The organism is Rhizobium sp. SL42 (assembly GCF_021729845.1).
Classification (GTDB): domain Bacteria; phylum Pseudomonadota; class Alphaproteobacteria; order Rhizobiales; family Rhizobiaceae; genus Allorhizobium.
The window spans coordinates 229715-248640 of sequence record NZ_CP063398.1; the positions used below are offsets into that span (position 1 = coordinate 229715).

Here is an 18926-nt window from a genome sequence, read left to right on the forward strand (position 1 = left end):
CAAGGCTTTGAAAGCGGCCTTCCCTCGGTGCCCAGAATTTCACGGGGCGATAAAATGGAAAGCTGGTCATTGGGTGGAAGCAGCCGACCGATCAGCGCATCGACCTAATCCATTTGGCTAGGCTCCGGACCCAATCGATGCAGGGTTGCAATAAATTATCTAAACAACCCCTAGCCTCAACGCTGAGCGTCAAAGCGGGGATGTCGTGGATCGGCGCTTGTGGGAAGGTGCGTCAGTCGATGGAATACGCACGGACGTGATCGACAAACATATAGGATGGATCGGCCGCCAGGTTTCGCGTCTCCTCGTCGACCAGCGCGAGGTTGAGCAGAACATACATTGGCTGGCGATGCTGCGGCTGGGTTTCCGTCTTCCAGACCATTTGTCCGTCAAAATACATCCGGATGAACATCGGATCGATCTTCACGCCATAAGTATGATAGGCGGTCGGATCCGCATCCTTGAAGACATTGATCCGCTTGCCCTTGGAAGCTGGCGGTGCGTCACGGTGCCAGACATGCGCCGCCGAGGAATAGCCGCCGGGCTTGTCCCCGTAATATTCCAGCACATCGACTTCCGCCGTCGACTTGGAACGGTCGAGACCAATCAACCAGAAGGCCGGCCAGACACCGGGACCGGTCGGCAGGCGCGCCCGCATTTCGAAATAACCATACTGCTGGGCAAAGCCCTTGCCTTTCGGATCGACCGAGGCCAAGAGCCCCGATCGCCATTTGCCGGCCTTGTCGCGGCTGGCCTCGATGCGCAAAACGCCTTGCTCCGTGGTGAAGGGAAAGCCCTCCATCGGGGCGGAAAACCGCGCACCGCCGAAATCGCCCGACCACGGCGTATGGGCGATCCACCGCGTGCCAGGGCCCCATTCGGACACATCGAGCGTGTCGAACTCCTCGGCAAATGTCAGGGACAAAGTCGCCGGATCGACGGCATCACCGGTATCGCCTTCGACACCCGGATCACTCCACGCCGGTCCAACCAGCAGGGACAGCAGAACCAGCGCCGCACAAGACTTGACGAAATACGCATCAAGGATTGTGTTCTCGTATCTGCGAACGGATCGGTGGACTAAACTGGACATATCAAATGAATAGCCGTGTCACACCGGAAAAAAGAGAGACGACTTTGGCGCTCCGGCTACCCAATTAGGCTTAGAGAAGGCGTAAATACCCAGAACTGGCCGTATGATAATTTCCCAAGGTGGATAAAAGATTGCTCCCGGGCGTTTGGAAACTGCTGCAGGGCAAGGCGCGAATGCGGATCCATGTGGGATGGCTGGATTTCACGACAAAATGTGGATACAATCTCTACGGGAATTTGTGAAGCGGGAAGCGGAGCGAAATGAGCCTTGAGCTGATGGGGCTGGTCACAGTGCTTGCCGGGCTGTTCATCCTGGCAGCGCCTGTGGCGTGGGCCTTTCCATTTATGGTCTTTTCGACGCTGTTCGGCGCTGCAGCCGCCATCAGCCTGCCTATGCTGGGCGGCGCATCGATACTCGTGCCCAATCTTCTGCTGGTGTTCTTCACGCTGCGGGTCTTCATGGCCACAGGGGAAGGTTACATGATGTCGGCGCTGCGGCCCCAAAGTCCGGGCTTCTGGCTGCTGATCCTGACCTTGCTCGGTATTTTCAGCGCGATCTATTTCCCCCGTGTGTTCGAGGGGGTGACCGAAACGATGAAGGTCGAACGGGTCACCAGTTCCAGAAACGTGATTGCCCTGTCGCCGCTGCGATTTTCGGCCAGCAATATCACCCAGGCCGTCTATGCACTCGGTGGATTGATCACATTTGCCGTCAGCTTTGCCTATTTTCGCCATCTCGGAAAGCCAGCCTATCTGGTTACCGCGATCATCATCGTTGCGACTGCCGATATCGGTTTTGCGATTGCCGACGTGGTCACCTACTTCACCGGCACCGAATATCTGCTCAGCTTTGTTCGAACCGCCAATTATGCGCTTCTGACCGCGGCGGAAAAGGGTGGGCTGAAGCGGATCTCCGGCACATTCGCGGAAGCCTCGGCGTTTTCTGAATATACGCTGGTGCTGTTTGCCATCATCACGAGTCTCTGGCTCGATCGGGTCCGTTCCTGGGCAACCGGCATCCTGACGGCGCTCCTGCTTCTATCGCTGCTTCTGTCGACCTCCGCGACCGCCCTTGTCGGTCTTGCCATCGTCATCCCTTTTCTATGGATCCGGTCCTGGATCGGCTCAGCCTCTCCGGTCACCAGCGGTCGGCCCGTGTTTCTCGCCGGCTGCCTGCTGGTTATTCCCGTGGCGCTGGTGTCGATTTTTATCCTGTTTCCAAGCGTTGGCGACCAGGTTCACGAATTTCTCGACATGATGCTGCTGTCGAAGGCCGACAGCCAATCGGGCAAGGAGCGGTTCCTGTGGAATGCCATGGCTTATGAGGCCTTTATCAATACGTTCGGTATCGGAGCCGGTCTAGGCAGCGCGCGCGCTTCCAGCTTCATTCTCGTGCTGCTCTCGAATGTCGGCCTGCCGGGTTTCATCCTTTTTGTGGTCTTCACCGGTTCCATCTTGGCTGCGCGGCAACCGCGTCCAACCGAGAATGACGCTTATATGGCCAATGCGGCGATGCGCGCCGGGAAATGCGGACTGATTGCCCTCCTGATCGGCGCCTGCACCTCAGGCACGGTCTACGACCTTGGCTTGCTGTTCTATCTGATTGCCGGCAGCATCGCCGCCATCAGCCTGGGCCGGGCACCAGCCCGTACGTCCAGGATCATACCTCACGATGTGCGCCAGCCCGTCGATATCGCGGAGCCATCATGAAGGTCCTGGTTTTCAACGTAAAGTTCAGTGAGAACCTTGGAGACGGGCTTCTGGCGCAATGCCTGGAGACGGCCCTGTCGAATTATCCCGGCATGCAGGTGGAAACCATCGATCTTGCCGGACGTACCGGTTTCGGCACAACGCATTCCCGCCGCCAGCTTGCCATCCGTGCCCTGCATGTGCTTCCCCCTTTCGCCCGTCGGCTGGCGGTCAAGGCCATGCTTCGATCCAAACTGGAAAAGCTTGCAAAGGATTGGTCGATGAAGATCGACAATGCCGATGCTGTGGTCGTGGGCGGCGGCAATCTGTTTCAGGATGACGACCTCAACTTTCCGCTCAAGATTGGCACACTGCTCGATTGCATCCGCAAAAGCGGCAAGCCTCTGGCGGTCTATGCCGTTGGCGTCAGTGGACACTGGTCGCGGGAAGCCCGCCAGCTTTTCGGGCGCCTTGAAGAGACGCATCTGATCCATCTTTCAGTCCGCGACGAACTGGCGCTTCGGCACTGGAAGCGGCATTTTCCGCCAGGAATGTCGCCCATCGTACTGCCGGATCCGGGCCTTTTGACCCGTAGCTTGCCACATGCGGCACCCGTCGGCGATCGCAGCAGTCCGCCCGCTTATGCCGGCATCTGCGTGACGGATCCCGTCATCCTTCAGCGGCATGCCGGTGGGCCTGCGTCCGACATCGCGCTCAAAACCGTCGAAGAATATCGGGCATTGATACGGCAGTTGATCGAGGCCGGTTATCACATTCGGCTTTTCTGCAACGGAGCGAGAGAAGATCAGGCCTTTGCCGAACGGTTGCTGGACGAAAAGACGATGCAGGCCTACAGAGCCAGAAATTGGCTCAACCTGGCCGGGCGTCCGGAAAAACCCGAGGAACTGATCGACATTCTGCGATCGGTCTCCGTCGTCCTGGCGCATCGCCTGCACGCCTGTATTGCCGCCTATTCGCTGGCAATTCCCCATGTGGGTCTAGGCTGGGATCCCAAAGTCGCTAGTTTTTTCAAGTCTGTCGGGCGCGAAACATTTTTTGCCGCAGGCCCTTCGGCGACGCCTGCACACATAGCAGCCCTGATCAAGCTGGCGGAAGGCAACGGTATCACCGATGCCCGTCGTGAGGAAACACTGGCGGCAGCAGCAGCCGGTATCGAGACGTTACATGCGTGCCTGCATTCCATGACCCCACCCACAAACAGAACAAAACTGCTTGTCGAGAGTTCAGGTTAACCTCGATGGGTAACCAAGATGACAGTTCACTACCGAAAGTGATTATGATGGCCAAGTATTTTGTGGTAAAAATTCCCTTAGTCCTTGGGGGTCTTGGACGGGTGGGCTAATAAATGGGGCTAGAACATCATTTAGACAGCAGACCAGCACTCAGCTTCGACTATCAAAAAGATAGCCCGAAGCTGACAGGCGCCGTGTTGCGCAATTATGCTGCCGGAACGACCATCTTCGATCCGGAATGCGAAGTGTCCCGAATTCTGTTTATCAACAGTGGTTGGGTGGTCTCCAGTAAAACGATGGCGAACGGAACCCGCATCGTCACCGATTTTTCTTTGCACGGAGACGTCCTGTCGTCGGCATCGGCCGCGATAGCCCAGGAGACCGTGCAGACCATCTCCAACGTCAAATGCTACGAGTTTGTCGGACATTTGTCCGCCAAGGCCGGCGAGGCTTCGACACAACTACCCCTGATCATGACGATCGAGATGATGAAACGGCATGCCCGCATCGTCGAGCGTCTTGCAAGCATTGGCCGCCGTGACGCCTTCGGCAGGACAGGTCATCTGCTGCTTGAGCTGGCTGTGCGCGCGGGAGGCGCCTCACGTCCCGATCTCGACGGCTTCGAGTGTCCGCTGAAACAGTCGGAAATCGGCGATGCGCTGGGCCTGTCTACCGTGCATATCAACCGCGTTCTCAAGGAAATGAGACTTGCGGGCCTGCTTTCTTTCCGCAATGGAATCGTTGAATTCCTCAATCGTCGCAAGCTGATAGAGATCGTTGACTTCGACTCCAGCTACCTGACCGGTCATGTCTCTGAGAATGTTCCATCACAAAGATGATGGAACAATAATAACAAGAACAGAGCAGTACCAAAACTCCACTTGCACTTTAATTGGTGAAGTTAACCAAGCCACTCACAATATTGCGGCCATTTTTGGTCGAAATACGGCTTTTGGCGTACAGACTTAACTTAGGTTAATGCAACGCTAATAAAACTGTGAAAAAATCACCTGTATAAATTGACAGTAACCGTCAAAGCAGATCGTCGTTACTCGACCGGGTAACGAAGGGGATTCTTTTGCGCCGCAGCAACGGCAAAGCCAAACGAATTGAGGGGTTTAAAATGAGTGCATATGCGTCGACCTCACACAATATCGATACAGTATCGAAGGCCGATATAGATTTCATCAGCTCGCTTGCCACCAGCCCGGTGCTGGATGCCAAGACCGATGAATACGTTCTAATCCTTGACAGCCGTGTGCTCGATCGCGAGTGCCTCTCCCGCAGCCTCTCGACCTATGATCCCGCGATGCGGATCGTCACCGCAGGATCGATCGAGGATTGGCGCAAGCGGCAGATGCAGAGCGAGCCATCCGCGGTCCTTCTCGTGGTGGCCGGAGGCAAGACCAACGAGCCAAGCGCCAGCGACAAGATCGAGCGTGCGGCCGCCGCCTTCAAGCTCAGCCCGGTGATCGTCATCGCAGAATCGGATGACCTTGGAGACATCCTCAAGGCAATCGATTGCGGCGCGCGCGGTTATATTCCGACAAGCGTCAACATCAGCGTAGCGGCAGAGGCAATCTCGCTGGCCCGCGCCGGCGGCGTGTTCATTCCTGTCAGCAGCCTGCTTGCCAATCGGGAAGCCCTGAACTCGGTGGTCAAGGGGTCGAGCTATCTCAACGAAAGCTTCACGCCGCGTGAGATCGAAGTTGCCGAAGCCCTGAGACGCGGCAAAGCCAACAAGATCATCGCCTATGAAATGAACCTCTGCGAGAGCACGGTGAAGGTCCATATCCGTAATATCATGAAGAAGCTGAACGTTACCAACCGGACCCAGGTTGCTTTCAAGCTGAAGTAAGCGTGCTGCAAACAATTCGTGGTTGGTTGCTTGGAGAAACATACCGATACGATATTCAAGCCGGGCTAGTGCAACGGCACATGCCCGGCTTCGTCGAACAGCGATGACATCGATGCGCCGAATGTTGTCGGTTCAACCAAGGAGACGCGCCTCGCGATCTCCTGGTCTATCACCTTTTTCATGCCCGACTTGAAGTTCAGCACGCTGAACTGCGAAGCGTGCATCTGAATGGCCTCCGGCCGGAACCGATGTTCCATTGCTTCGAAGATCTCGACCGCATCGACCAGCGATTCAATCGACTGCTCCTTGAACAGGATGCCGGTATGACCGTGGACCACGGTATCCATGGCGCCGCCGCGACCATAGGCGATCACAGGCCTTCCGCTTGCCATCGCCTCGACCGGAACAATGCCGAAATCCTCTTCACCCGGAAAAATCAACGCGCGGCAACGGGCCAGATGCGACCGGAGGTCCGCAAACGAAGCCTGGCCGACAAATCGGATGGTCGGTCCCGCCTCGCGCTTCAGCGCCTCGATCTCCCGGTCATCTCCGCCGCCCAGCACCACCAGGTTGCGATTCATGCTGGTGAAGGCACGCACGGCAAGATCGATGCGCTTGTAGGGGACGATCTGGCCGGCGCAGAGATAGAAATCACCCAGTTCTGCGCTGGGTGCAAACTCATCGACAGCGACGGGCGGATAGACGACGACGGAGGAACGCCGGTAATATTTTCCGATGCGATTTGCGACATGGTGCGAGTTTGCAACGAAACGATCGACCCGGAGGCTCGAATTCGCGTCCCACGCGCGCAACACAGGCGCCAGCAGCGGCATCATGATCCGCGCCGCCAGACCGGCATTGCCACGATAGAAATGGTAGTGATCCCACAGATAGCGCATCGGCGAATGGCAATAGCAAACATGCACCGCATGGGGCGGAGGGATAATCCCTTTTGCGGGCCCGGATTCGCTCGAGATGATCAGATCGTAGTCCCGCAGATCAAAGCTCTCCAGAGCAAACGGCATCAATGGCAGTAGCGACTGATAGTGTTTTTTTGCGCCGGGAATGCGCTGCAGAAACGAAGTAAAGATCCGATGGCGCCGGATCTTCTCGGACAGCTTGTCGCGATCGCATACCAGCGTGAATATGTCCGCGTCCGGGTACATATCGCACAAGGCCTCGATCACTTTCTCGCCGCCGCGCATCGATACGAGCCAATAGTGAATGATCGCCACCCGCATGGGCTGTTCCCTTCCTCGACTTTGGCGCGACGCTACGCGCTCGCCATGCCGCCCGCCCAGAACCCACTTAGGTCTGCCGACCTGATCAAAGGGACGGATCTGAAAGCGAAGAAACCAAACTCATAGCCAAACGAAGCACGCACACCCTACCCGGCCGGGTCCGAACTCATCCAATCGGGGTGGAGGCTTAGTCCCTCCTACCAAAAGTGACTAGTCACGAACCGACGGCAAGAGAATTTACTCAGCGCATATCGACGCGATGATGGAGCAATAAGGTACCGCCATGTCTGTCGGCGTCCATCAGGATCCGGCTGGCCGCGACGCCACCCCTCAAGAGGCTGCGCCATGCCATATCGCAATTCAGGGCCAAGTAACGATCCAGCACCACAACGGCTGGCCGCATCCCGGCGCCGACCGCTCACGCGCTTCGCCCTTGCAGCCCTGCTCGCCCTGCCCGCAATGGCCGTGCTTCCTGCCATGTCCGGCACTGCAATCGCGGAAGAGCGCCTGCGGCCCCAGACCCGTATTAAGGTAACGATCGTCGAATGGGTTGCCTCCACAGGCGAATACAAGGAATGGACAGCACTCAACGGAGAATATTCGGTATCGCCAGCCGGAACCGTCGCCGTGCCCCTGCTCGGTGAGTTTCCGGTTGGCGACGACACGCCGAGCACCGTGGCACTCAGGATCGGGGAGCTGCTGAAAAACAAGACCGGGCTCTCCGCACCGCCGGTGGCAACCGTCGAAGTCGTTCGGTACCCAATGTTCTACGTCTCCGGCGTGGTCGCAAAACCAGGTGAGCTGGAATACCGACCGGGACTGACGATTACCCAGGCCGTCGCCATGGCCGGCGGACGTGAGCGGCGGGCAAATCCAAACGGATCCTGGGACCTTGAACAGGTCAAATATGCCGGTGAACTCAACCGATACGACCTGGCGCTGAAACAGTTGATGGCAAAACGCGCACGACTGGAAGCCGAACTCAAGGATAGCACCAAGGTCGAGTTCCCCGCCGAACTCGTCAATGCCCGCGATGGCAGTGCCGGCAGGCTCGTGATGGACAGCGAAGGCGCATTGTTTGTAGCACGTGCGGAAGCGTTGAAACGCCAGCTCGCGTCGCTCACCGAACTCCAGGTGCTGTTGCAGAATGAAATCAGCGTTCTGGACGAAAAGACCGCAGTTCAGGACCGCCAGATCAAGATCGCCCAGGACGAACTGGCAAGCATTGCCTCGCTCGTCGATTCCGGAACATTGGCCAAATCGCGAGAAACGTCACTTGAGCGTGTCGTCGCCGACCTGAGCAGCAACAAGCTCGATCTGGTGATCGCCGCGATGCGCGCGAAACAGAAGCTGAGTGAAACACAAAGGGATGCGATCACCTTGAGGGGGCAGCGGCGAACCGAAGCTGGGCGTGACCTTCAGGACGTGCTTGCCGAACTCGAGGACACCAAGCTGAAACGCAACACGGTGATCGATCTTCTCCAGGCTACCGGCGCCTCTGTCTCGCGGGATGCGGCAATGGCCGCCGGAGACCTGCAGCCGCTGGAATACTGGGTCACCCGCCTGGGCGGCTCGGGCGTACCCACCAAGCTCCCGCAAACGGCCAGCCTTGCTCCGGGCGATGTGCTCGATGTGCGCTACGACATCTCGTCAAGCATGACGGTTGCTCAGCAATCACCCCCCGCAACGGGGCCATCTCAATAGCCATGACCGCAATCGCTGAGGAAAAACAGGGAGAAACCCATGGGGCTCCATGAGTTCGGAACGATCGAGACCTACCCTCCGATCGAGAGGAGGGAAGATCAGCGCAAGGAATATCTGTCCTTCCGAGACATTTTCAACTTCCTGAAGAAGAATATCCCGGTCATTGCGCTGTCGACCAGTGCCGGTCTCGGCCTGGGTATTCTCTACACCGTCAATACACCGTCCAGTTATGAGGCAACGGCACGTCTCGTCATCGACCCCGAACAGGGCCGCATCGTCTCCCAGGATGCGACGACCGGCACCGTGATCATCGAGGCGGCGGAAATAGCAAGCCAGGTCGAAATCGTGAAATCGGAGGCGATCGCCGAAGACGTCATCCGAAAGCTCGGCTTGATGTCGGATCCGGAAATCGTCAGCAACCGATCCTGGCAATCGACCTTGCGCGGATTTGTCACTTCGGCAATCGAGACCGTCACCGGCTCCGAGGACGAAGAGCAGGGGCCGCCCACCGACGAAGAGCGGATGCGACGCACGATGGACGGTTTCCTGTCGCGGGTAACCGTCCGTCGTGTCGGCCAGTCCTATGTTCTGGAGATCGGCTATCGTTCCGGCGACCCGCAAAAGGCCGCGAGAACCGCCAATGCCTTGGCCGAAGCCTATATTCGCAATGGCATGAACGATCGCGCCGCCGCCGCCAAGCAGGGTGCGCAATGGCTCGAAGGTCGATTGATCGATGTCGGTCGCAAGGCACGCGAGGCCGCGCTGGCGGCAGAAGAGTATCGCAACGAACACGACATCACGGCGATGGCAAACGCCACGTCGCTTGATCAGCAGCAATTGGCCGAAGTCAGCAGCCAGATGCTTGCTGCCAGGGCTGCAACCGCGGACGCCTCGGCCAAACTGACCACCTTGAGCAAGCTGATCGAGAGCAATTCCACCGATGCGAACCTGCCCGAGATCGCCAACAATCCGCAGATCCAGAAACTGCGTGACGACATGCGTCTGGCGCAAACCCGTCTCGAAAGCCTCAAGGATCGCTACAGCAACGGCAACCCGGCAATTACCGCCGCCGAAGCCGATATAGCGCGCATACAAGCCTCGGTCCGCAGCGAACTGCGCCAGGTCGAAGGCCTCTATCGCTCGAACCTGGAGATTGCGCGCACGCGAGAGACCCTGGCAGAGCAGCAGTTCTCCGCCGCCAACAGCCAGGGTGCCGACAAGAATATCGCACGCGTCGAGCTTGCAGAGATAGAAAGCCGGGCAAACACATACAGGCGCCTCTACGAAAGCATTCTCCAGCAGTTCGTCGGCGCCTTCCAGACCCAATCTTTTCCACTCGGCAAGGCCCGCATCGTGGCGTTCGCCACCGAGCCGTTCGGTCGAGACTGGCCGAAACCCTCGGTCATCCTGCCGTTTTCGCTGATGCTGGGCCTTTCGTTCGGCTTGCTGGCTGCTGTCTTGCGCAGTGGGCTGGACCGCAGAGCCGGAACAAGCGAGCGCCTGCAGCGCGAACTTGGCATTGCCTCACTTGGCCATGTCCCGGTGTACAAGCCGCAGCTTTCGGCCAAAAATCAGTCAAACGGTCTCCCGGCGTCGGTCCTGCCGTTGAGATCGATTCTGGACATGCCATATTCGCCATTCTCCGAGGCTCTGCGGAGCGTGAAGAACTCGTTGGATTCGATCGTACCGGCCAACGGATCGGTCGTGATCGGCATCACGTCGGTCGGCTCTGGCGAAGGCAAAACGACAATTGCGACGAACCTGGCGCAGCTCTATCAGAACGAGGGCCAGTCGGTGCTTTTGGTCGATGCTGATTTTGTCGCGGCGCGATTGACCAGGCTTGCGGTGAATGCAGCCCCCGACTTCGCCCTCAAGCCGATCCACCCGGCCGCCCTTGGTGATCCCGCAGACGGGCTTGGCGGGTCACGGTTGATGCGCAGCGCTCGCTACAGCGAGCGCACCTATCTCGAACACGACCCCGAACATGCGGCGACGGACGCGGCCATTCCCGTGCCACTGCTGACCGTAGAGCAGACCAGACGTTCAGCCGCCACGCCCTACCGGTATGGGCATCTCTCCGCGCTGAAAGAGGCGCTGGCGAAACTTCGGCGACAATACAAGGTGATCATCGTCGATATGTCCGGATTTGAAGAGTCTGCCGACACCCGTGCGATCTGTTCCTATGTCGATGGGATCATCCTTGTTATCGGCAACACCAGAAAGCTGACAATCGAACGTCTCTCGGATGCGTTGAAGGCCTTTGGCCGCTCCCGCATTGCCTTGCTCGGCGTGATCTCAAACCGAAGCGAGACGAAGCCGAAGCGGACTCTGGCTCTTCTCGGAGGACCGTCCCGATGACCGTGGAAACAGCACAGGCCCTGGCACGAAACAATACCGCCATGCCGGTCTCCGGAATGGCGATCGTGGTCGGTATTCCGAGCGCCGGACGCCGTGACATCATCACGGCCGTCATCCCCCACATTGCACGACAGACGCGGCAGCCGGATGAGATCGTCATCTGTGTTCCGACGACAGACGACGTCGACACAAAGGCCTTGTCCCGCCTGCCCTGTCCCGTTCGGGTTCTGGTCTCTCAACGCGGCAGCTGCAAACAGCGAAACGCGATCCTCGATGCCGTGCCGGATGCTGATGTCGTCCTGTTTCTCGACGATGATTTTCTGCTGGCACCCAGTTATCTCGCTGAAATGGAACAGCTTTTCCTCAAGAACCCGGATGTCGACATCTCGACCGGAACGGTGATTGCCGATGGCATAACCGGGCCGGGAATATCGGTAACGAAGGGGCTGGAATTGTTGCGCAACAATCCGGAACCGAGCGAGGCTACTCCCGCCTGCACGGCCTATAGCGGCTATGGCTGCAATCTGGCGGTCCGCATGTCGGCCGTACATATCGGCAGCCTGCGCTTTGACGAAAACCTGCCGCTTTACGGCTGGCTCGAGGATGTCGATTTCAGCCGAGTCGCGGCACGCTACGGCCGCGTCGTAAGTTCGCCGCGATTGATCGGCGTGCATCTGGGCACCAAGGTCGGCCGCACGTCGAGCCTGCGGTTCGGCTATTCCCAGATCGCCAATCCGATCTACCTGATGCGCAAGGAGACCATGAGCTTACGCCATGCTGCCCACCAGATGGGTCGTAACCTGCTCGCCAACCTCTTCAAGGTCTGGCGTCCCGAGCCGTGGATTGATCGCAAGGGGCGGCTCAATGGCAATCTGCTGGCACTGCGCCATCTGGTCAGCGGACGGCTGGCGCCACAAAACATAGAGAACATGGATTAGTCATGGCGCAGCGAACTCCCGACCGTGTCGTCATCATCAACGACCGTTCGGCTATGGTCGGAGGCGCATCCAACCTAGCGATCCTGTCTGCGAAACTATTCAGCCAGCAGGGTCTCAATGTCACCTATCTCTGTGGCGACCAGCCGGAGACCGATTTGCCCGTACCGGACACGATCGGGCTTGCCGGCAAGCCTCTGGTGCAACAGGGCAAGCTCTCCGCCTTCGCAAGTGGCCTGTACAATGCCAAGGCCTTCGCGGCGCTCGATCAACTCATTCGAGAAAAAGACACCCCTTCCACGATCTATCACGTGCATGGTTGGTCGAAGATCCTGTCCCCTTCCATTTTCCGGGCCCTGTCGGGTGTTCGGCAGAGGACGATTCTCCACGCCCATGACTATTTTCTCGCCTGCCCCAATGGCGGTTTCACCAATTACAGGACTGATCATATCTGTCAGCTTCGTCCGATGTCTGCGCAATGCGTCATGAGCCAGTGCGACAAGCGGGGATATCAGCAGAAGCTGTGGCGCACCGCACGCCACCTGCTGCGGGAACACTTTTACGCCATCCAGAACATGCCGGCGAATATTGTCGTGGTACACGAGCGCATGCGGACGCGTTTCGAGCAATCCGGCATGAATACCGACCGGGTCGTGACCATTCGAAATCCGGTGGAACCGTTCTTCCGCATCCCCAAGGACCCGTCGGAACACAACACCTTCTTCTTCATCGGCCGTCTCGAGCCGGAGAAAGGCTTTGAAGAAGCCGCCCGTGCGGCGCGCATGGCCAATGTCAAGCTCGAGGTCATCGGCGATGGTCCCGGACGGGCCGTGCTGGAGCGCGGGTATCCGGAAGTGGTGATTCATGGCTGGCAATCACGCGAGGGCCTGCGCCAGATCATGCAGCGCGCACGCGCCCTGGTGATTTCATCGCGAGTTCCGGAACCCTTCAGCCTTGCCGCCCTGGAAGCGGTTTCGAGCGGCATTCCGGTGATCATTCCGGATTCGGCCTTGTTGAGCACCGAGATTGCGCAGCTCGGCTGCGGCTTCGCCTTTGCCCATGGCAACCTGGAGGCCCTCGCCGCGCGCCTGCGCCAGATGGCAGGCGATGATGTCCTTATTCGAAGGTTTGCCGACAATTGCCGTGACCATGCACCAGCGCTGGCCTCTACCCATGCGTCCTGGATCGAAGCGCTACTGGTGCTGTATGGGGATGTTCTCGACCGCGCCAGCGACATGACGCAACAGGGTGCGTTTCCCAGCGGTCCACTCCCGGGGCTCGATGTTGGCGACGTTGCCAGTCAAAGGCTATAGCCGGGCACAGGCTCCGCCCCCCTATCATGCACGGGAGCGCCCCGCCCTACATCGGCTGAAGGCGGAAGTAGAAGCCCGCATTGTCGCTTGCTCCCAGTTCCGGATGGGTCTCGATCACATGCGATAGCGCCGCAATGCTCCAGCGATCCACCTGACGATAGCCCAGTTGCTCCAGATCACGAACGAAATCGCCTTCATCGCGCATCTGATAGGGTACATAGGCCTTGCCTATGCGTTCTAGCGTGACGATCGGACCACCTTTGCGAAAAGCAACCTTGTTGAGCAGCAGGTGCTGCGGCAGATGCGGCAGGCTGGTCAGGACAGACGACAGCGGAACATCGAGATACTGCATCAGGCCGGAGCCAAGAAACACCGACATGCCTGGCGCATTTTCCAGCCGGTCGACGAAATGCAGTTGATCGAGGCCGTCCTTTTCAGCCCGCCTGCGCCCGGCCTCGGCGATCGCCGGCAATTCGTAGACAACCCATTGAAAGTTCTTCGGCAGATCCAGCAGGCTGCGGAACGCGCGGTATTTCGTCCCCATATGCCCGCCGGCATCCAGCAGGCCGTCAACCCTGTCTCCCAGCCGGCTCAGCCAGAACAGCACCGGATAGTCCCAGGGCGCCACCCTGCACATCTGCTCAAAGGCGACGTGGGCAATCTCGTCATGATTGTAGCCCGCGAGAGGACCGGCTTTTGCTGCGGCTGTGATCGCCTCGTCGAACGAGCGGTAGGCGCCGGTGAAACGACGCGGTAGCGGCGACAGATACCGCAGCCGGCCTCCGATTGCGCGAAGCGGCACAAGCGATTGGCCAACGCCCGACCCCACGGTATGCAGCAAAGCCTGGACAGTCTTCTTCATCTTCGCAGTGCCTCCCGCAAACTCTTCGAACTGTGCTCTGATGATGCTCACGTCTTTATCCCTGTTCCTTGACCGTGACGGGCAGCAAACCACCTGCCACCTTGTGGAGAACCGCAAGCGTGCCGATATAGACGAGCCCGCCCGCAAGAACCTGCAGGAAGGTGGTTGTGAACCCGTTCATCACGGATTGTCCCGCGACATCGCCGATCAGGAAAATCGTCAGCGCCATCGCGATCACCGCAACGGCCGGATGAGCGCACCCGCGCAGGATCCGGGACCAGTTAACCGCGCCATAGAGGCTTTGAAGCCAGGCCGAGACGGCAAACGAAAACAGCGCGGCAGCGCATTGCCCGGCCGCAGCGGCCACCATGCCGAATGGTGACAGCGCGATGATCAGGACAACAGAAACGAGGCTATTGACCAATATCGCCGCCGGCATCTTGCGGATCGTACCGGTCAGAGAGAGCAGAGGCTCCGTGACATAGCCTGGCACCAGCAGGATCTGCTTGACCGACAGCAAGCTGACCAGGATGGCAGCCGGTGCCCATCCATCTCCCAGCGCGAGGTGGATCAACATGCCCGACATCAGCGCAAGACCGATATAGATCGGCGCCGAAATGGCCATCAGGACAACTACAAATGTGGTAGCCTTGGCTCCGATCTCCGGCGATGCCGATGATGGGCTTGAACCTGAGACCGCCCCCTTGCGCAACACGACCCAGGCCAGCTGACGTGCCGGTTCGCCGACAACTTCTGAGAACGCCGAAACAATACGTTCGGCAGCCCGGTAGTAACCCGCCTCCGTCAGGCCAAGAACGCTGCCGACCACCAAGGTCCCGGAATAGGAGCGCAGGAAGACGATCAGGCGATTGGATACGATATGCCGGGAAAATTCGAAGAGCTCGCTCAGGAACCTGGATCGGACGCCAAGTTTTGGCAGCCAGCGCAGGACGAGCGCATAGGCGATGACACTCACCACCTGGCTCGCGAGCCGTCCCGCCACGAGGGCAAAGATGTTCATGCCATGGAGCAATCCCAATATGGCGACGGCAGTCCCGCAGAGCTCTGCGACGATCTTGATCATGCTCAGGTCGCGCAGGCGCCCATCGGCAATAAAGACACCTTCGCAAACAGAGCCGAACGGCGTGGGCAGCAACCAGATGCTGAACATGGCAACAAGCAGGCCAACATGCGTCAGCTGAAAGTAGAAACCCAGCACCAATGCAACACACAAACCCGTTGCCATGGCCGTCACGCCCGAGACAATGGCCACGGTCGCGATCTGATCCAGCCGGTCGCCGTCATGATTCGTTTTCATGACGAACTCGCTCCAGCCACCCTCGGCGAGGATGACGAGAAGGGCAACGATCGCCGCGACATAGGCAAAAAGCCCGAATTCTGCGGACTCCAGCGTGCGGGCTGCCACGATGAATGTCGCCAGCTGGGTGAACTGCACCACGATCTTTGCCCAGAGCGACCACATGGCATTTCCAAGGAGCGATCGCAGGATCGATTTCGAACGCAATGCTTCGGTGCGACGGGCAAGCCACATGCAAGTTTTCGAAAGTAAGCTTGGCATCAGCATTCCTGCCTTATTCCATGTCTATGATCATCGCCGAACTGCACAAGTATCCACCAACTGTTGCGGACAATCCGCAACAGGAATGACTTCAACCTTTGTTGACCTTTCATCGATAGATTCATGGCACCCAGATCGAACTGCAAACAAAACCGCCTGATTTCAACGCCACGTTCAGAGTTCTTTGAAGCCACGCGGTCGATGAGAGGCCTATCCATGAGCGAGATAGCTTTGAAATTCCAACTTCGATGGCTCGTCATCATTTTCTGCCTGAGTGTCTGGGCCGCCATCGCCTGCTGGCTTGTTTGAAGCACATCACCGCTCGTTCTGCGCAAATAGAACGACGCCAATCGTCTTGATGATGATGACGATATCGGCTCGAAGCGACCAATTGTTGTAGTAGTCGACATCGAACTGGACACGCTGCTCGTAGGACGTATCCGCGCGACGAGACACTTGCCAAAGCCCTGTGAGCCCCGGCGTCATCGTCAGATAGCAATGAACGTGCTGACCATAGTGCTCGAGTTCCTCAGCGATGATCGGTCGCGGACCGACGATGCTCATCTCACCCTTCAATATGTTCACCAGCTGCGGCAGTTCGTCCAAGCTGGTGATGCGCAGATATTTGCCCAGCCAGTGGACGCGCGGGTCGCTTTTCAGCTTCTGCGTTTCCCGCCATTCCTGCAGTCTCGCCGCATCGCTGGCGAGCAGTTCGTTAAGCACCCTGTCGGCGTCGTTGCGCATGGTGCGGAACTTCAGGCAGAAAAACGGGCGACCGTCGCGCCCAATCCGCTTGTGGCGGAAAATGATCGGACGACCGTCGACGAACAGCAGAGCGATCGCGATCAGGATCAATGCCGGCGACAGGAAGACAAGCGCAAGTAGCGAAAAGACGATGTCAAAGGCGCGCTTGAGGCCACGCCGGCCGACATGTCTTGCCGACAAGTCCCTTGCATGACGCTGCGCAAAGTTATCCGAATACAAAGACATCACCCGCCCCTTCCAGCCAACTTAAAGCTGCCTGCCAAAGCGGGACGAAGCAATTGATCCTGATAGCCAGCGGTTCCACTGATAGAGGTAGGCGTCTGCCCCTTTTTCGGCCTAAAAGCCGAGAGATACCCGCGGCAAGTCAGGCGCTTTCGCGTTTATGCGAATCTGCAGTGTACTCGTACGACCTTTGGCAACCGAGCGGCCGGTTCGCGTTCAAGCTGCAAGGTTTGGCTCATGGAGCCGACCATCGGCGCGGATGCGCCGGGCGGATGGGTGCCGACAGCGCCTTGGGGCGCAGAACTCACTAATAAACTTTTCAAATCATGACTATATAAAGCGATCCCGCGACCTGCATCGCTGCCGGCCACGGGATATTTTGCAGACCATCTCAATCAGGCAGCGCTTACTGGGCGCTGGCGAGAGCAGCTTCCATTCGCTCATGCGCCTTCTTCGGCAACTTGACCGCCTTGAACGCTTCGAGATTTACAGCCGGATCGTTGACGACAATGGCGGCGACCATGCCCATGCCGACATGCGGCGCACATTTGATGCCATACACGCCCGGCACATCGAACGTGATCTTGATCGTCTCGTTCATCTTGCCCTTGAACTCGGTTGCGCCATCGGGGCTCATGCCCTTGATGCTCTCGGCGTTGTGACCCTTGTCCGTCGGGATGAATGTCACCGTATCACCGGCGGCGATCTTCAAGCCTGCCGGCTCGAAAACCATGGCCTGGCCATCGGCGCCCTTGTTCAACATATGCACTTCAAAATCGGCAGCCCCCGCGGAAACCGTCAGGGTCGCCATGAAAAGGCCAGCGGCGGCAAAAGGCTTCAGCACATCAAACATGTCTATTCCATCTCCATTGACGGGATCACTCGCGATCCGTTGGCAATGGGAATTACGCGGCTTCCCGGCTTGCTTCTTTGACATAGCGCAAACTGGAAAATGAACGCGATGGAACAGCTACGAAGCATGTCGCCTTCCATGAAGGGATAAACTCTCCTAGGCTTTGCGCGAAGATTGTCGGGTACGATCGACAGCCAGCCAACGCAGAAGGACCGCAAGACACATGACAGAACGAGGCCATGACACGAGCCAGCTTGAAATGGTGGTGCTGATGACGCCGGACATGGCGAATTTTTCCGGCAAGGTTCATGGTGGTGCCCTGCTCAATCTGCTCGACCGCGTAGCCTATTCCTGCGCTTCGCGCTATTCGCAGCAGTATGCCGTGACCCTTTCCGTCGATCAGGTCGTGTTTCGCCAGCCTATCCATGTCGGCGAATTGGTCACCTTTCGCGCCTCGATCAACCATGCCGGCCGGACCTCGATGGAAATCGGCATTCGTGTCGAAGCCGAAGATATCCGCAGTGGCGAACGACGCCACACGAATTCCTGCTATTTCACCATGGTCGCCGTCGACGCCAACGCTCGTCCCATCGCCGTTCCGCCCTATGAACCGAAGAGCCCTGCCCGCAAGCGGCGCCAACGGGCAGCCGAAATCCGCCGCAGCCTTCGGCTGGAATTCGAGGCCCGGTTCAAGCAGGCGAGCGCGCTGGCCGACGAGAAAACGGATGATGGAGAATTCGAACCGACCACTTGAGAATTAGCCTCGCGCCCAAACTCAAGCGGACAACCGACGAATCCGCATACGGCCGACATGCCACGCGGTCCTGGAACGCGGTCACCGGCGCAGCTAGCCAGCGGCATCCGGTTGCCTGCGCGCCAGCAAGGGCCGCTCGCAAGACAATTCTCTACTCCTTTCGAAGTAGTATCATCTACTTCACAAGCATAGTATCGATCAATTCTCGACAGGATCGATAGATCTGGCGACAGGCTCTGAATCCAAATCGGCGGATCTCGCAAATCCACACCGGAATTCGGCCAAAAGCACCCAAATTAGGTCCGATCCAAATCCCTACATTTCACAAACATGCCCAAAAATGGCAATTTCAATCGATTTAAACCGCTGATCTGAATATTTCCATAAACAGAACTGAGACGATTCTGGCGGTGATACATGGGTGACGATATAATCTGATATGCTATTC

General features: G+C 58.2%; 15 protein-coding genes. 9 read left to right on the plus strand and 6 right to left on the minus strand.

Annotated elements, in window-relative coordinates:
• Window positions 1–232: 232 nt before the first annotated feature.
• Entirely contained in the window at window positions 233–1093 is an 861-nt protein-coding gene (locus IM739_RS20165; RefSeq protein WP_237371590.1) for a glycoside hydrolase family 16 protein, read from the minus strand.
• Window positions 1094–1353: 260 nt separating this feature from the next.
• On the opposite strand from IM739_RS20165, the gene IM739_RS20170 reads away from it, so the two are divergent.
• The 4 genes from IM739_RS20170 to IM739_RS20185 all read left to right on the plus strand — a co-directional run bounded on the left by IM739_RS20170 (window position 1354) and on the right by IM739_RS20185 (window position 5892).
• Window positions 1354–2802 carry a hypothetical protein gene (locus tag IM739_RS20170; RefSeq protein ID WP_237371591.1) on the plus strand — a complete coding sequence of 483 codons (1449 nt, stop codon included), beginning with the start codon at window positions 1354–1356 and terminating at the stop codon, window positions 2800–2802.
• Entirely contained in the window at window positions 2799–4034 is a 1236-nt protein-coding gene (locus IM739_RS20175) for a polysaccharide pyruvyl transferase family protein (protein WP_237371592.1), read from the plus strand. The genes IM739_RS20170 and IM739_RS20175 overlap by 4 nt, the downstream gene beginning before the upstream one ends.
• Before the next feature lie 113 nt (window positions 4035–4147).
• Entirely contained in the window at window positions 4148–4873 is a 726-nt protein-coding gene (locus IM739_RS20180) for a Crp/Fnr family transcriptional regulator (RefSeq protein WP_237371593.1), read from the plus strand.
• 284 nt (window positions 4874–5157) lie between these two features.
• Entirely contained in the window at window positions 5158–5892 is a 735-nt protein-coding gene (locus IM739_RS20185) for a response regulator transcription factor (RefSeq protein ID WP_237371594.1), read from the plus strand.
• A gap of 65 nt (window positions 5893–5957) precedes the next feature.
• On the opposite strand, the gene IM739_RS20190 is transcribed toward IM739_RS20185, so the two are convergent.
• Window positions 5958–7133, minus strand: a complete 1176-nt coding sequence (locus IM739_RS20190) for a glycosyltransferase (protein ID WP_237371595.1) — start codon at window positions 7131–7133, stop codon at window positions 5958–5960.
• Between the two features lie 345 nt (window positions 7134–7478).
• On the opposite strand from IM739_RS20190, the gene IM739_RS20195 reads away from it, so the two are divergent.
• Genes IM739_RS20195 through IM739_RS20210 form a run of 4 tightly spaced genes read left to right on the plus strand, consistent with a single transcriptional unit; the run spans window position 7479 to window position 13443 of the window.
• Window positions 7479–8837 carry a polysaccharide biosynthesis/export family protein gene (locus IM739_RS20195; protein WP_237371596.1) on the plus strand — a complete coding sequence of 453 codons (1359 nt, stop codon included), beginning with the start codon at window positions 7479–7481 and terminating at the stop codon, window positions 8835–8837.
• Window positions 8838–8876: 39 nt separating this feature from the next.
• On the plus strand, window positions 8877–11195 hold the full coding sequence (locus tag IM739_RS20200) for a GumC family protein (RefSeq protein ID WP_237371597.1): 2319 nt from the start codon (window positions 8877–8879) through the stop codon (window positions 11193–11195).
• Window positions 11192–12133, plus strand: a complete 942-nt coding sequence (locus tag IM739_RS20205) for a glycosyltransferase family 2 protein (protein ID WP_237371598.1) — start codon at window positions 11192–11194, stop codon at window positions 12131–12133. The genes IM739_RS20200 and IM739_RS20205 overlap by 4 nt, the downstream gene beginning before the upstream one ends.
• A gap of 2 nt (window positions 12134–12135) precedes the next feature.
• The gene (locus IM739_RS20210) at window positions 12136–13443 is read left to right on the plus strand and encodes a glycosyltransferase family 4 protein (protein ID WP_237371599.1); all 1308 of its coding nucleotides are present in this window, start codon (window positions 12136–12138) and stop codon (window positions 13441–13443) included.
• A 46-nt stretch (window positions 13444–13489) separates the two neighbouring features.
• Here IM739_RS20210 and IM739_RS20215 read toward each other — a convergent pair whose 3' ends face one another.
• The 4 genes from IM739_RS20215 to IM739_RS20230 form a co-directional block, all read right to left on the minus strand.
• Complete coding sequence (locus IM739_RS20215) at window positions 13490–14356, minus strand: methyltransferase, TIGR04325 family (protein ID WP_237371600.1); 867 nt, start codon at window positions 14354–14356, stop codon at window positions 13490–13492.
• A gap of 4 nt (window positions 14357–14360) precedes the next feature.
• Window positions 14361–15857: an oligosaccharide flippase family protein gene (locus tag IM739_RS20220; RefSeq protein WP_237371601.1), complete on the minus strand. Its 1497-nt coding sequence runs from the start codon at window positions 15855–15857 to the stop codon at window positions 14361–14363.
• A gap of 342 nt (window positions 15858–16199) precedes the next feature.
• Window positions 16200–16874 (minus strand): sugar transferase, encoded by a 675-nt coding sequence (locus IM739_RS20225; protein WP_237371602.1) that lies wholly within the window; start codon window positions 16872–16874, stop codon window positions 16200–16202.
• Window positions 16875–17277: 403 nt separating this feature from the next.
• Complete coding sequence (locus IM739_RS20230) at window positions 17278–17724, minus strand: pseudoazurin (RefSeq protein ID WP_237371603.1); 447 nt, start codon at window positions 17722–17724, stop codon at window positions 17278–17280.
• A gap of 223 nt (window positions 17725–17947) precedes the next feature.
• Between IM739_RS20230 and IM739_RS20235 the strand changes: the two genes are divergently transcribed.
• A complete protein-coding gene (locus IM739_RS20235) occupies window positions 17948–18478 on the plus strand; it encodes an acyl-CoA thioesterase (protein WP_237371604.1) in 531 nt (176 codons plus the stop codon).
• The last annotated feature ends 448 nt before the right edge of the window (window positions 18479–18926 follow it).